Below are 14605 nucleotides of genomic sequence, written 5' to 3'. Positions count from 1 at the left end.
TTGGTGCGCGACTCATTCGAAGGCAGATCGTCGACGAGGCGCAGCCGTCGGCGCCGCCTAAAGCGGCGCATCGTCGAGGGCGGTCGCCCGTTCTGACGGGTTGCGGCGGCCAAGGCCGAAGAAGGCCGAGCGCTGTTCCTCGATGGATCTTGCGGTGGCGCGAATGCGCAGGAGATCCTTGCGGGCAACCAGGCCGACGAGATGCCCGGTCGCGCGCTCGACGATCGGCACGCGCCCGACGTCCGCCAGAACCATCCGATCGGCAACGTGCGACACGGGCTCGTCGGGATAACCGAGCGTGAGCGAGCGGTCCGAGACGCGGTCGAACAGGGTGTCGCGACCATCGGCGCTTTCCGCGCGCCACCGCAGGACGTCCGAGCGGCCGACGAGACCGGAGACCCGTCCGCCGGCATCGATCAGCGGATAGGACTTGTGACGTCGTTCCCCGTCGGAGAAGAACGATACCGCTTCGCCGACGGTCATGGCCGCAGGCAGGGTATCGACGTCCTTCACCATCACTTCGTTGACGCGAAGCAGGTCGAACGGATCGATGCCGTATTCGCGCACGACGTGCTGGCCGCGCCGCGCGATCTTTTCGGTGAGGATCGAGCGCTTGAGCAGCAGCACGGTGAGCGCATAAGCAGCGCTCGTGGCGATCAGAAGCGGACCCAGCATCGCAAAGTCGCCGGTCAGCTCGACGGCGAACAGGATCGCGGTCAGCGGTGAGCGCATGGTGCCGCCCATCATTGCGGCCATGCCGATCAGTGCCCACGCACCATGCGGGCCCGGGAGCAACTGTCCTTCGAGCCAGCCGGCGCAGCCGCCGAAAATGAGAAGCGGGGCGAGGACGCCGCCGGAGGTGCCCGATGCCAGGGCAACGATCCAGATCGCAGACTTCACGAACAGGATCAGGAGCGTGGTCGATACCGCAATGTGGTCGTTGAGCAGGTCGCCGATGATATCGTAACCGACGCCGAGCGCGCGCGGCTCGATCAGGCCGCCGGCGCCGACGAGCAATCCGCCGATCGCCGGCCACCACATCCAGTGAATTGGCAGATGGCCGAAGACGTCCTCGGCCTTGTAGAGGAGGGTGGTCAGCAATCCCGATTGCAAGCCTGCCGCGATGCCAATGCCGACGCAGGCCAGCGTTCCCCACCACGGCAAATCGAGCTGGCCGGCGAACGGGAACAGCGGGCCGCTGCCGATCAGCCACGGCCGCAGTGCCGACGAGACCACGCAGGCGGCGATCACGGGAATCAGGCTGCGCGGCTTCAGCTCGAACAGGAGAAGCTCGACGGCAAGCATGACGGCGGCGACGGGGGTTCCGAAGATCGCCGTCATGCCCGCGGTCGCACCGGCGACCAGCAGCGCCTTGCGCTCGGCGGCGGTGAGATGGAAGCATTGCGCGAACAGAGAGCCGACGGCGCCGCCGGTCATGATGATCGGGCCCTCGGCGCCGAACGGGCCGCCGGTACCGATCGAGATCGCCGACGACAGTGGTTTGAGGACGGCGACCTTCGGCTGGAGGCGGCTGCCGCCGATGAGGATGGCCTCGATCGCCTCGGGAATGCCGTGGCCGCGGATCTTCTCTGAGCCAAAGCGCGCCATCAAGCCGATGACGAGGCCGCCGAGGGCCGGGGCTGCCACCATCCAGACGCCGGGCTTCAGGCCCGACAACGAGAGCGTCTGCGTGCTCAGCGTATGCAGCCATACCGCATTGGTGACGATCGCGATGGCATGCAGCAACAGCCACGCCGTCGCCGCGCCGCCGGCGCCGACGAAGACGGCCATGGCGACCAGCATCAGAACACGCCGGTCTGTCGTGAAGTCACCAAGGCGCGGCAGGGAGTTGGCGGGGATGGAGCGTGGCATCTTGGTCCGATCGGGATCACGCGACTGTGAGGAGGATGAAGTGGCGCCGATCACATCGGCCGGTGGCGGGAAATATATCGTAGAACGATATAAATCAACCGGATCAATGTTCGCGGGGAAGGCCTGTTCACAGATCAGGCGAGAAGACAGCCTAGCGCGGAAGCCCGAGAATTCGGGTGATGCGGGCATGGGCCGGCGCCGCTTCAGATGCGCACCCGGGCAGGCCGCAGGTAGGATTCGAGCAGGACGTCGACGATGACGCGGGGTTCCGCTCCGTGGAGCACGATATTCTTCGGCCCGAAATCGCCGTGATCACTTGGGCGGACTCGCAAGACGATCCCCGAGCAGTACGCAGGCCCCAAAAGCGCGATGGCATTAAGTTCGATAGCCTGAGTTTTTGAGATAGTTGGCGCATTCCTCGGGTGTGAAAGCGTCGAGCGCCTGGCCAATTGCCGCGCAGACCGCATCGACGGTTCGCGCGGCGGCTTTTCGGAGCAGGTGCTTGAGCTTGGTGTTCGATCGGGTTCAGGTCGGGCGAGTATTTTGGCAGGAAGAACAGTTTTGGCCCCGACCGAACGGATGAGCTGGCGAACTGCTTTGCTCCTGTGGCTGCCGAGGTTGTCCAAGACGACGATATCGCCGGTCGAAGGACGGGCAGCAGAACCCTCTCGACATAGGTACGAAAGCTCGCGCCGTCGATCGGTCCCTCGATGAACCACGGCGCATCGATCCGATCACAGCGCAATGCCGCCAGGAAAGGTCATGGTCTTCCAGCGGCCGTGGGGAACCTTGGCGTGAAGTCTGCTCCCGCGTGGCGCAGGGGGCCATATCGGTCCGCGTCCAGGTCTCGTCGATGAAGACCAGCCGCTCAGTTTCGACGCGGTCTTGATACTTTGTACACTGGGCTCGGCGCCGCGCGACCTCTGGACGATCGCGTTCGCCAGCCGCCACGCTTTTTTTGAAGCTGAGCTTCTCGGCATGCACGAAATCCCAGACCGAGTGATAGTCGACCTTCAGGCCGCGGCCGCCGGCTACGACGCGCTTGCGCAGATCTACAGAGTACGGCTTGCCCATCCATGCTGGCCTCCGTCCAGCCAGCACGGTGATTCAGAAACAAAGTGATTTGGGAATCCCAAATCGATCCAGACTAAACTCGTCCCGCGGGCCGCGCGCGTCAGCGTTGCACAATGTCAAACGACCTCCGATAGTCTCAGTTCGGTAATTTCGTCAGGGGCGAAGCCAAACTTAGCGGCCGCGCCACCATCCTCCTCGGCGCACGCGAAAGCGTCACCGGTTGGCCGACCAAGGCGCGCGCTGGGTGCAGGTTCGATCGGCTTGATGCGCTCCTCTAAGCAGGTCCTGGGAGAGCCGCCGGACTCGACGTCCCATGCATCCTTATGCTAATAAGATCGATCGATTCAGCTTGGTGCTTGGGATGCAGGAAGCTCCATTTCGATCAAGCCCTTTGCGCGGACCTATGTTTGTGAGGATAATGGCAGGCGGCGCTACGGTTGCGGCAAGTTTTCTCACTTCGTCCTGTATGAGCTCCGGCGATATCTCTTCGAGATCAAGCGTTGCAATTGGTGCTCCTTGGGCCCGAGATCTCAATGAGCCGCCGCCTAGCCGACCGCCAGCACGTAGACCTGACTGAACCTTGCATCGCAGTTGCCAAAGCATTGAGTCCCTGAGGACATTGGATCCTTGATGGTCTAATCTTTGGTATATGTCGCTCTAATGGATCACATTATTCAGTCGTGCGGAGCTTTCCCGGAGCACGCGACGAGCGGAAAGCGTTGAAGTGTCACGTGGTATCCTGTCAAATGGGAGTTCGCCTAAACCTACAATTCCAGAAGCAGGCGCTCTCCCGTACTTGTCGAGAGCAATTGGCATAGGCCGCGTGTAGAACGGAGCAGACCGTGAGAGTAGAGCGTTTTCGCCTTTTTGTTCTCGGAAATCTATTTGACCTCATAGACAAATGGAAGGCTAGGCGTATGCCGCTTGTGTGTCCAAGCTGCTTTGAGCGGGCGTCGGAAGCGACCTTCGCTCAGGGACGTTGGCTAGTGGGCGAAAAGAAGGTGCATTGCGGCGCGTGCGGTGCAGCCAACTATATCGCTGGATGGCGAATCGCCGCGGATTACCACGAGAGAGCCGAAAGGTTCCCACTACTGTCCGGAAATTGAAACCGGTTAAGCTTTAGAGGTCGGTCTATGAGTCTGCCGCTCGGTCGTGCGCGTTGGAGGTGAACAATGGTGCCGAGCACTGCGCCATCGTCTCCCTGTTAGTGCCTTGTAAGCTCAACGACGTCGAGCTCGGCTGGCTAACAATGAACGCGCTCACCAGGATCGTGAATAATCGTCCGATAGCGACATGGCGTGTTGCGACCTCAAAGGAGCGTCTCGAACAAGGCGTTTGTATCGTTTCGTCGCGACCATGGACGAACTAGTTTCTGCAGTTGTCCCGCGAACAGCGCATGAGAACTCAGGATTAGTCCAAGGCGAGCGCCGTCAGACAATCCGGGCCCCTCTCAGCCTCGAGATCTCGTCCAGGGCCGAAGCCGAATTCCGGCGGCCGCGCCACCATCTTGCTCGATGTCCGTGACAGGGTCAGATCGAGCACGGTGAAGCGCGACAGGGCATCCGAGGCATGCGGAAAGCGCATCGTGAAAGGCTCCGGACAGATTGCAGAGCCACCATAGTGCCGAAAACATCATGCGGCAAGTCTGCGTCAGCGCGGATGCCGCCTGTCGAAATGCAATGCCTGACGGGGTCCGGCAGGACGGAGGCTGGCCTGATCTGGCTGGCGGCGCCGGGTGAAAGGGATCAGCGCGACAGGCGCTTCAGCTCGCCGCGCGCCCGCTCGGCCAGCGGGTCATCTCGATGCCGTGCAATGAAGAGCTCGAACGCCTCGCGGGTTCCCTTCCGGCGGGCGGCTTCGTATTCCTCTGCCACCGCGGCGGAAGGATCCCGGGCCATTGGCATGGAGGAAGCGTGTCCTCCCTCCGTTTGGCTTTCTTTGGCGCTGTCGTCCGCCTTGGCTTTCCCGACCATGACAGGCTGTTCTCCGATGGGCATGCGATCCGGCCCGGCAAACACCGCCAGGGCACCGATCAGTCCGGCTGACAATGGGCCGAGTTTCATCATGTCCCTTTACAAAACTTAGTCGCAGGCAGAACCTGCATCGTGTCCGCGGCACCGTATGACTACGGAATTTATGAACGCATTACGGAGGCCAGGCACGGACACCAAATTTAAGACAAACGTTTACCTCTGAAGCTAGAATCGCCCGCCCGCGCCCAAAATCGTGCGCGACGCGTCGCTCCGGAGAATCCATTGGCCACGTCTGTCACCGTTAGCGCCACCAACAATGCCGAGATCGACGGCCTGCTGTCGGGCTACAAATGGTCCGGCGCGATCACCTTCAGCTTTCCCGACTCGCCGAGCGACTACTCGAATCCCTACTCTGGCGGCAGCAGCGAACCAACCTCCTCAGGCTTCGCTTCGGCGCCGAGCCAGATGCAGGCGGGGATCAACTACGCGGTCGGGCTGATCCTCGGCTACACCAATGCCAGCATCCAGTACGCGGGGACCAACGGCGCGGACATCATGATCGCGCAGTCGTCGAAGCCCGCTACGTCCTACGCCTACTATCCGGGCAATTATGCGGCCGGCGGCGACGTCTGGTTTGGGACTGGTTACGACTACACGCAGGCGAAGCTCGGGAACTATTACTTCACGACCGCTCTGCACGAGCTCGGCCACGCCTTAGGCCTCAAGCACAGCCAGGAGACCGGCGGGCCCGCCAACGTCGCAGTGCCGGGCGCGCACGACGACAGCGAATATACCCTCATGAGCTATCGCAGCTATGTCGGTGCTTCGACCACGAGCGGGTACACCAACGAGGCGTATGGATATCCGCAGACCTACATGGCCAACGATATCCTCGCGCTACAAACGATGTACGGCGCGAACTACACGACCCAGAGTGGCAGCACGGTCTACAGCTGGAACCCGATCACGGGGCAGGAGTTCATCAACGGCGTTGGACAGCTCGCGCCGGGCGGTGGTGCCGGAGGCTCGGCCAACCGCATCTACGAGACGGTTTGGGACGGCGGCGGCGTCGATACCTACGATCTGTCGAACTACACGACGAACCTGAGCATCAATCTCAATCCGGGTGCGTCGTCACTGTTCTCGTCGGTGCAACTGGCCAATCTCGGCAACGGCCATTCCGCCTCGGGCAACGTCTACAACGCCTATCTCTACAACAACGACGCGCGCTCCTACATCGACAATGCCACCGGCGGCTCCGGCAACGACACTATCATTGGCAACGCCATCGCCAACGTGCTGAACGGCGGGTCCGGGAACGATACGATCACCGGCGGTGGTGGCAACGACACCATCATGGGCGGCGCCGGCACCGACACGGCGGTGTATTCCGGCAATCGGGCGAACTACGGCATCTCTTACAATTCGGCGACGCAGACATTTACGCTGGTTGACCAGCGCGCGGGTTCACCTGACGGCACCGACATGCTGACGGGGCTGGAGAACTTCCAGTTTGCCGACGGCACGGTGACGAGTGCGACGCTGTTCAGCCAATTAGGCCCCATAGCCCTTGAGTCGTTCGGTTCCACGACGTTGCTTCAGGTCGGGAGCAACTATGAGCTCGGTAGCGCCGGACCGATGCTCAAGTACAACGGATCCCTGGTGACGCTCGGGCAGTTCGCACCCTGGGCCCCAATAGGGGCGGAGCAGACCGCAAGTGGTTTTGACTTCGCCTGGAAGACGCCTGGGACGGATAATTATACAGTCTGGAGCACTGACGCGAACGGCAATTATACTGGAAACCTGACCGAGATCGTCTCTGGCGGCAGCAGCGTGCTTGAATCACTGGAGACGGTCTTCCACCAGGATCTGAACGGCGACGGCACGATCGGGGTGCCCTCCGTGACTGTGGAATCGTTCGGTTCCACGGCGTTGCTTCAGGTCGGGAACAACTATGAGCTCGGTAACGCCGGACCGATGCTCAAGTACAACGGATCCCTGGTGACGCTCGGGCAGTTCGCACCCTGGGCCCCAATAGGGGCGGAGCAGACCGCAAGTGGTTTTGACTTCGCCTGGAAGACGCCTGGGACGGATAATTATACAGTCTGGAGCACTGACGCGAACGGCAATTATACTGGAAACCTGACCGAGATCGTCTCTGGCGGCAGCAGCGTGCTTGAATCACTGGAGACGGTCTTCCACCAGGATCTGAACGGCGACGGCACGATCGGGGTGCCCTCCGTGACTGTGGAATCGTTCGGTTCCACGGCGTTGCTTCAGGTCGGGAACAACTATGAGCTCGGTAACGCCGGACCGATGCTCAAGTACAACGGATCCCTGGTGACGCTCGGGCAGTTCGCACCCTGGGCCCCAATAGGGGCGGAGCAGACCGCAAGTGGTTTTGACTTCGCCTGGAAGACGCCTGGGACGGATAATTATACAGTCTGGAGCACTGACGCGAACGGCAATTATACTGGAAACCTGACCGAGATCGTCTCTGGCGGCAGCAGCGTGCTTGAATCACTGGAGACGGTCTTCCACCAGGATCTGAACGGCGACGGCACGATCGGGGTGCCCTCCGTGACTGTGGAATCGTTCGGTTCCACGGCGTTGCTTCAGGTCGGGAACAACTATGAGCTCGGTAACGCCGGACCGATGCTCAAGTACAACGGATCCCTGGTGACGCTCGGGCAGTTCGCACCCTGGGCCCCAATAGGGGCGGAGCAGACCGCAAGTGGTTTTGACTTCGCCTGGAAGACGCCTGGGACGGATAATTATACAGTCTGGAGCACTGACGCGAACGGCAATTATACTGGAAACCTGACCGAGATCGTCTCTGGCGGCAGCAGCGTGCTTGAATCACTGGAGACGGTCTTCCACCAGGATCTGAACGGCGACGGCACGATCGGGGTGCCCTCCGTGACTGTGGAATCGTTCGGTTCCACGGCGTTGCTTCAGGTCGGGAACAACTATGAGCTCGGTAACGCCGGACCGATGCTCAAGTACAACGGATCCCTGGTGACGCTCGGGCAGTTCGCACCCTGGGCCCCAATAGGGGCGGAGCAGACCGCAAGTGGTTTTGACTTCGCCTGGAAGACGCCTGGGACGGATAATTATACAGTCTGGAGCACTGACGCGAACGGCAATTATACTGGAAACCTGACCGAGATCGTCTCTGGCGGCAGCAGCGTGCTTGAATCACTGGAGACGGTCTTCCACCAGGATCTGAACGGCGACGGCACGATCGGGGTGCCCTCCGTGACTGTGGAATCGTTCGGTTCCACGGCGTTGCTTCAGGTCGGGAACAACTATGAGCTCGGTAACGCCGGACCGATGCTCAAGTACAACGGATCCCTGGTGACGCTCGGGCAGTTCGCACCCTGGGCCCCAATAGGGGCGGAGCAGACCGCAAGTGGTTTTGACTTCGCCTGGAAGACGCCTGGGACGGATAATTATACAGTCTGGAGCACTGACGCGAACGGCAATTATACTGGAAACCTGACCGAGATCGTCTCTGGCGGCAGCAGCGTGCTTGAATCACTGGAGACGGTCTTCCACCAGGATCTGAACGGAGACGAAACGATCGGGGGGCCCGTCACCACAATCGAGTCGTTCGGGTCGACGAGTTTACTCCAGCTCGGGAACAATTACGAACACGGCAGCTCGGGCTCAACGTTAAAATACAATGGAGCTCTCGTCAGCGGGCAGTTTGCGCCTTCGGTTCCGATTGGCGCGGAGCAGAGTTCGAGTGGCTTTGACTTCGCCTGGAAGATGCCGGGCGCCGATCCCTACACGGTCTGGAGCGCCGACGGGCCCTCTTGGGACAATAGCGCTCAAGTCGCGCGGGTCTCGCATCCAATCGCGCAAAGTTCTTTTCTGGTGTCTGACTCAGCGATCCACGGATGGCAAGAAGCCGCGGTACACCAGCAGGCGGTCAGCCTATTTGGTGAAATGTACGAGATTAGGTCGGACAGTCATATCGAGGGCTACATCATCCGCTAGCTGCAGTCTCAGGCGCGCCCGGCGATTGATGGCTTGTCCGACATCGGCCATTGTAAGTTGATTCAGCTTGATACGTCGGCTGCGCGTTCTTTTAGGCGTTAATCGCCACCATCACCCGCCGGCACAAACTGTACTGCTCCCGCACCGGAATGACCGTCCGCTGCTTCTCCTAAACTGACGTCACCACTCAAACAACAGTTGGGAGCGATAATCCATGCTCCGAACGGACCGAGCCGCCGCTCGCGATGATCCGTGCCTTGTCCTCGTCGCTCCAGTTCCGCCGATGGCCGGCGCCGGTGAAGACCCAAATCCGTCGTACGGCTCAGGCTGCGTCCATTCCAAACCTAACGGTCCAAACCAACGAAGACTCGCAGACCACCCCATCATCCGGCCCTGAAAAGCGTTTACAGAGCCTCTGGAAACGCCGCAGGAGCAACGCGGCTGTTGGCCACCTCTTCCGAAGGAGTGCTCTCCACTGCGATCTCGTCCAAATCTCTCGGGCACACGTACCAGAGCAGGAAAAGAAGCGCTCCCCCATGGCTCAGCAGAATCGTTGACAGCGGCACGTTCATGAAGACTTGCGGCAGCACGGCGGCGGACGTCAGGATAAACGAGGGCTTCAGACCGGCCGATGCCCTGTTTGCGAGTGCGACGAGCAAACCGCAAGCGAATGCAGAGGCTGGAGCCAGGGTGACGCCGACTGAAGCTATACCTTCGGTGACGAAGAGCGAGCCATTGAGATTGCCAAGATGGTACTTGTTCGCGAAAACTACGCCCAATTGGTCCTGATAGGGACAATCGGAAAATTTGAGCAACGATATCTGACAGAAATACGTGAGGTCGTGTTTCGAGAAATAGTCATTGTAAATGTCGAACATGCTCGCAGGTATCGCGAGCATTCGGAAATTCACCGTACCGAATACTACACCTGCCCCTCTATCCAAGAACAACAAGAGAAGCAGGCCAGTGCTTGCCGGGATCAGGAGCGACAGGATCACAACCGTTCGCGGTTTAAAGTATGCCAATAGGATAACCAGGAACAGCAGCCACCCGGGCGTGAGCAAGGTGGATTTGTTCAGAGTGATCGGATAAAATAGACTTGCCACAATGAGGCAGGCGACCGCCTTCCAAAGTGCTCTCCTGCCGGCAAAACACGCAAACGCGAACGGCAGAAGCGTCGTCGAGGTGGCGCCCATTAAATAGTTTAACCACGTCGGGTAGGCTATGTCGCGTTGCGCGCTATACATTTCCTGAAGTCCGACTAGCCTGAAGCCATATGTGGTTCCGACGCCGACGATGGTAGCCGCCAGCACTAGGATCGCCGTTGGAAGCTCGTGAAAGGCCTTTCTCGAGAGCTCATATGTCCGCGGAAGGGGAGCAGTTATCAGAACCGCGGGTATAAGAAATGCAAGGAGAGATGCGACGGCGGAAAGGCGAGCTAGAGCGAGATCGTACTCGAAGTGCGAGAAATAACTCAGCCAGATGTAGCCCATGACGAGGTTGTACAAATAGAAAGACACGAAGTAGCCGAAGCTGAATTCGCCGATGCTAAAGAAAAATGAAATGCCGGTCAGGACGCTGAGTGCCAAGGCAGCCTGATGAAGGTTGCCTGGGTCGAAAAAGATATGGAATTCCGAATACCAGCCGGCGACGTGCATCAGCGAAACGCAGCAAATCGCAGTGTAGGCGAGAAGGAGCGCAGCAAGGCCGCCCTCAAGGTTCCTTGAAGCCGGTCGGCTGGCCAAATGTCGGCTCCTCAGCGTTCGCAGGGAAATCGGCGTGTCAACTTGCGTCAATGATTGCGGCCGCGATTGAACGTTCCGGCCGTGTGAGCGAGCCCGACACCAGCAAAAGCCACCAGGACCGAAATTACGAGAGCCATCCCAATCAGGCTCAAGCGGCGGTACGACGACGTAGCTGGCGTTATGGTCGTGTCGGAAATCGCAGGACGTCTGAATAGCTGTTCGTCCAGGCGGGTTTTCAGCTCCTCGGCGGCGGCGGCATCCTTTTCCCGCTGCAAGGCGGCATTCTGAGCCGTCAAATTCGAGCGCTCATTTATCGCGCTCAGGGACAGGTTGCCGACTGCAACCCTCTGTTCCCGCACCTCCCGGATCTTTAGTTCGCTGTCCAGGGCAGCCGTGGCGGACTGGTAGGTCTTCGAAAGCTCGCTTCTCAGGTTTTCGCTTTGATTCCAGAGATCGTCGATCAGGCCTCCGATGCTCTGGATCCTTTTTTCGTTGATCGCGAGCTGCTTCGTCAAGTTCTCGACCTTCTCGGTCGCTAGCAGGTGAACCTGTTCTGCCCGTTGACGTGCCGCATCCGCGGCCGGCATTACGTCCGCTATTATAGCTTTGGCAACGGTCTGCTGGAAGTTCCGGGCTATCTGTTCAGCGCTGCTGTCGATCGTGCTCGACAGCACGATCGATATGCCTGCTCCAATATAACCAGAACCCAGCAAAGCGGTCACAACAGCCGGAGAAGCCGCCCCACTGCTTTGGAGTCGATCTATAGCGGCTGGGCCGTAGAGCATGGCGGCACGGCCGGCGATTTGATCGGCCGACTCAAGTGGCTCTGGTTTTCCGTTCGTAAAGGAGGTTGGGACTTGCACTACTGTTTTGACAGCAACCAGCTGCTTCGGAACCGTCAATACGAAGAGGAGCAAGCCAGCAAAGGACAATCCGAATATAGCCAGAAAAGAGCGGTGGTACAATAATGCTACCTTCAGTAGATCGCTTGCGTTCATCGCGCCTCCGATGGGCCCGATTCCACCTCAGGTACCCACTCATCACTGTCGGTTGAGTATATAGAAGTGGCGATTTTTTACACAGTAACTTGATCCCGAAAAGCTTTTTCGTATAGAGCGTGCCCCTTGGGAAGACGTTTGTGGCTTCTCGGTGCTGGAGGTGCCTTGGCGCGGGGCACATCTGGCGCATTGGGTAGTTTTGCCGCTAATATGGCTTTGCCTCGATGCGGCTGCCTCTCATCCGCGCAAATAGGATCGGCTGATGATTCGGTTTGGACTGCTCGGTTGCGGACGCATATCCAAGCGTCATTCCGACCTGCTCGGTGGGGGCCAAATCAAGGGTGCTACGCTCGTGTCGGTGTGCGATACGATTGCTGAACGGGCCGATGCCGTCGCATCAAGGTTTTCCGTCCCTGCCTTTTACGATTTGAGTGACTTCCTAGTGCAGAAGGACATCGATGCCGTCGCGGTGCTTACGCCCAGCGGGCTCCACCCCCAGCACGCGATCGCCTGCGCCAAGGCCGGCAAGCACGTGATCGTTGAAAAGCCCATGGCCCTACGGTTGCAGGATGCGGACGCCATGATCCGCGCCTGTGACGAGGCCGGTGTCAAGCTATTCGTAGTCAAGCAAAACAGGTTCAACGTGCCAGTCGTGAAAGCCCGTGAGGCTTTGGAAGCTGGCCGGTTTGGACGGTTGGTCCTCGGGACGGTGCGGGTGCGCTGGTGTCGCGACCAGACCTATTACGATCAGGATGCCTGGCGTGGCACTTGGGCCTATGACGGCGGCGTGCTCACGAACCAGGCCAGCCATCACATCGACATGCTAGAGTGGTTCTTCGGCGATGTTGTGAGCGTCCATGCGCGGGCGACGACAGCGCTGGTCAAGGTCGAAACCGAAGATACTGCTGTGGCCACCCTGAAGTTTCGCAGCGGTGCATTGGGAATCATCGAAGCAACTACCGCAGTCCGGCCAAGGGATCTTGAAGGCTCTCTCTCAATCCTGGGAGAGAAGGGCGCTGTGGAGATCGCCGGCTTTGCGGTCAACGAGATCAGGCACTGGCGCTTCGTCGATGAGCTGCCGATCGACAAGGTCGTCGTCGAGAGGTATTCGGTCAATCCGCCTAACGTCTACGGCTTTGGACACCAGGCCTACTATGAGCACGTGGTAGATTGTCTGCTGCACCAACGCGCCGCGCTGGTCGACGGGTTGCAAGGTCGCAAGAGTCTCGAACTCATCTCTGCCCTCTACGAGTCGATCGAGACGGGGCAGGAAGTTGCGCTTCGCTTCGAGCCGCGGCGGAGCAGGCTCGGTGTGCTCTCGTGAGCGGCAGGCCCCAAGTCCACCAAGCTGGCGTGCGGGACGTCAAATTCGGTCAGCGGGTCAAATTAGTCGAGCCCTGCAATCTCTACGGGTGCGAGATCGCGGATGACTGTTTCGTCGGTCCGTTCACCGAGATACAGACCGGCGCTGTCGTCGGCGCGCGAACCCGCGTGCAGTCGCACGCTTTCATCTGCGAACTGGTGACGATCGGCGAGGATTGTTTTGTCGGCCACGGCGTAATGTTTATCAATGATACCTTCGCCACCGGCGGCCCGGCCCGCGGCGACAAAACGTTGTGGCGGAAGACGGTGATTGGCAATCGGGTATCGATCGGCTCCAACGCCACCATCATGCCGGTGCGCATTGCCGACGATGTGGTGATCGGGGCGGGTTCGGTTGTGACCAAGGACATCGCGGCCGCCGGCACTTATGCTGGAAATCCCGCGCGCCGGTTGGCGCCCCGGAGTTAGAAGGTGGATTCATGCCAGTGCCTTATGCGGATCTGCAGCTACAGTATCAAAACATCAAGGGCGAGATCGACGCGGCAATTGCCGCGGTAATTCGCGACAATTCCTTCATTCGCGGACCGTACGTCGATGCCTTCGAGCGGGACTTCGCCAAAGCCGTCGATATCAAGCATTGCGTGTCCTGTGCCAACGGGACCGACGCGCTCTATATTGCGATGACGGCACTCAAGGTGCAGCCGGGCGACGAGGTCATCACCACAGCCCATTCGTGGATCAGCACATCCGCAATGATCACGCATGCCGGCGCAACGCCGGTATTTTGCGACACCGACGGCGCGAGCTTCACCATTGACCCGGGGGCGATCGAAGCTGCGATTACGCCGCGAACGGTCGGCATTATTCCGGTGCATCTATACGGGCAGCCGGCGGACATGGATGCGATCATGGCGATAGCGCGCAAGTACAAGCTATGGGTAATCGAAGACTGCGCGCAGGCGCATCTGGCGCGCTACAAGGGCCGGCAGATCGGCACCTTCGGGCAGGCAGCGACCTATTCGTTCTATCCGGGAAAGAACCTGGGCGCGATGGGCGATGCCGGCGCCATCGTCACCAATGACGAGGCGTTGGCCGAGCACATGACCATGCTGGCTCGCCATGGCGGCCTCGTCAAACATCAGCACCAGATCGAGGGCATCAACAGCCGGCTCGACGGCCTGCAGGCCGCGATCCTGTCGGCCAAGCTGCCGCATTTGCCGGCTTGGACTCGGGCGCGCCAGGAGGCTGCAAAGGTTTACGACGCCGGCCTCAACCAGATCGAGGGTGTCGTTGTGCCTTCGATCGCGGGGGACCGCACGCATGTCTATCACCTCTACACGATCAAGCATCCGCGCCGTGATGCGCTGGCCGCGTATCTCGGCGCCAAGGGAGTTCAGACCGCGATCAACTACCCGACGGCGCTGCCGTTCCTCGCTGCCTATGGACGGTTCAAGCACCTCCCCGAGCAGTTTCCGAACGCGCATCAGGATCAGGGCCAGATATTGTCACTGCCGATGTTCGCGGAGATCACGCGGGAGCAGCAGAACGAAGTTATCCATCTGATTCGAACGTTCTGAATTCCGCAGCAATCAAGACAACCAGAGGCCCGATCGCCCAC

The 14605-nt window shown here is 60.0% G+C and carries 10 protein-coding genes; 4 read left to right on the top strand and 6 right to left on the bottom strand.

Going from position 1 to position 14605, the window contains the following annotated elements:
- Nucleotides 1-57: 57 nt before the first annotated feature.
- The 4 genes from NLM25_RS30785 to NLM25_RS30770 form a co-directional block, all read right to left on the bottom strand.
- Nucleotides 58-1872, bottom strand: a complete 1815-nt coding sequence (locus NLM25_RS30785) for a chloride channel protein (RefSeq protein WP_254139494.1) — start codon at nt 1870-1872, stop codon at nt 58-60.
- Between the two features lie 151 nt (nt 1873-2023).
- The gene (locus NLM25_RS44485) at nt 2024-2617 is read right to left on the bottom strand and encodes a hypothetical protein (protein WP_375167850.1); all 594 of its coding nucleotides are present in this window, start codon (nt 2615-2617) and stop codon (nt 2024-2026) included.
- A gap of 1739 nt (nt 2618-4356) precedes the next feature.
- Nucleotides 4357-4530 carry a hypothetical protein gene (locus NLM25_RS30775; protein ID WP_254139493.1) on the bottom strand — a complete coding sequence of 58 codons (174 nt, stop codon included), beginning with the start codon at nt 4528-4530 and terminating at the stop codon, nt 4357-4359.
- 161 nt (nt 4531-4691) lie between these two features.
- The gene (locus NLM25_RS30770) at nt 4692-5009 is read right to left on the bottom strand and encodes a hypothetical protein (protein WP_254141297.1); all 318 of its coding nucleotides are present in this window, start codon (nt 5007-5009) and stop codon (nt 4692-4694) included.
- A gap of 192 nt (nt 5010-5201) precedes the next feature.
- Here NLM25_RS30770 and NLM25_RS30765 point away from each other — a divergent pair, with 192 nt between their 5' ends.
- Nucleotides 5202-8921 carry a M10 family metallopeptidase C-terminal domain-containing protein gene (locus NLM25_RS30765; protein WP_309143622.1) on the top strand — a complete coding sequence of 1240 codons (3720 nt, stop codon included), beginning with the start codon at nt 5202-5204 and terminating at the stop codon, nt 8919-8921.
- 404 nt (nt 8922-9325) lie between these two features.
- On the opposite strand, the gene NLM25_RS30755 is transcribed toward NLM25_RS30765, so the two are convergent.
- The gene (locus tag NLM25_RS30755) at nt 9326-10666 is read right to left on the bottom strand and encodes a hypothetical protein (RefSeq protein ID WP_254139492.1); all 1341 of its coding nucleotides are present in this window, start codon (nt 10664-10666) and stop codon (nt 9326-9328) included.
- Between the two features lie 47 nt (nt 10667-10713).
- On the bottom strand, nt 10714-11664 hold the full coding sequence (locus NLM25_RS30750; RefSeq protein ID WP_254139491.1) for a hypothetical protein: 951 nt from the start codon (nt 11662-11664) through the stop codon (nt 10714-10716).
- Between the two features lie 262 nt (nt 11665-11926).
- On the opposite strand from NLM25_RS30750, the gene NLM25_RS30745 reads away from it, so the two are divergent.
- Genes NLM25_RS30745 through NLM25_RS30735 form a run of 3 tightly spaced genes read left to right on the top strand, consistent with a single transcriptional unit; the run spans nt 11927 to nt 14564 of the window.
- A complete protein-coding gene (locus NLM25_RS30745) occupies nt 11927-12988 on the top strand; it encodes a Gfo/Idh/MocA family protein (protein WP_254139490.1) in 1062 nt (353 codons plus the stop codon).
- On the top strand, nt 12985-13455 hold the full coding sequence (locus NLM25_RS30740; protein WP_254139489.1) for an acyltransferase: 471 nt from the start codon (nt 12985-12987) through the stop codon (nt 13453-13455). Before NLM25_RS30745 ends, NLM25_RS30740 begins: the two co-directional genes overlap by 4 nt.
- 11 nt (nt 13456-13466) lie before the next feature.
- Complete coding sequence (locus tag NLM25_RS30735; RefSeq protein ID WP_254141295.1) at nt 13467-14564, top strand: DegT/DnrJ/EryC1/StrS aminotransferase family protein; 1098 nt, start codon at nt 13467-13469, stop codon at nt 14562-14564.
- Nucleotides 14565-14605 lie beyond the last annotated feature (41 nt).

The sequence above is a fragment of the Bradyrhizobium sp. CCGB01 genome (assembly GCF_024199795.1).
In the GTDB taxonomy this organism is placed as follows: Bacteria; Pseudomonadota; Alphaproteobacteria; order Rhizobiales; family Xanthobacteraceae; genus Bradyrhizobium.
This window is presented reverse-complemented; position numbering and strand designations above follow the sequence as displayed.

Excerpts from the sequence above, each read along its gene's own strand:
- NLM25_RS30735 (WP_254141295.1), top strand. The coding sequence starts at position 13,467 with ATGCCAGTGCCTTATGCGGATCTGCAGCTACAGTATCAAAACATCAAG.
- NLM25_RS30750 (WP_254139491.1), bottom strand. The coding sequence starts at position 11,664 with ATGAACGCAAGCGATCTACTGAAGGTAGCATTATTGTACCACCGCTCT.
- NLM25_RS30775 (WP_254139493.1), bottom strand. The coding sequence starts at position 4,530 with ATGCGCTTTCCGCATGCCTCGGATGCCCTGTCGCGCTTCACCGTGCTC.
- NLM25_RS30745 (WP_254139490.1), top strand. The coding sequence starts at position 11,927 with ATGATTCGGTTTGGACTGCTCGGTTGCGGACGCATATCCAAGCGTCAT.
- NLM25_RS30785 (WP_254139494.1), bottom strand. The coding sequence starts at position 1,872 with ATGCCACGCTCCATCCCCGCCAACTCCCTGCCGCGCCTTGGTGACTTC.
- NLM25_RS30770 (WP_254141297.1), bottom strand. The coding sequence starts at position 5,009 with ATGAAACTCGGCCCATTGTCAGCCGGACTGATCGGTGCCCTGGCGGTG.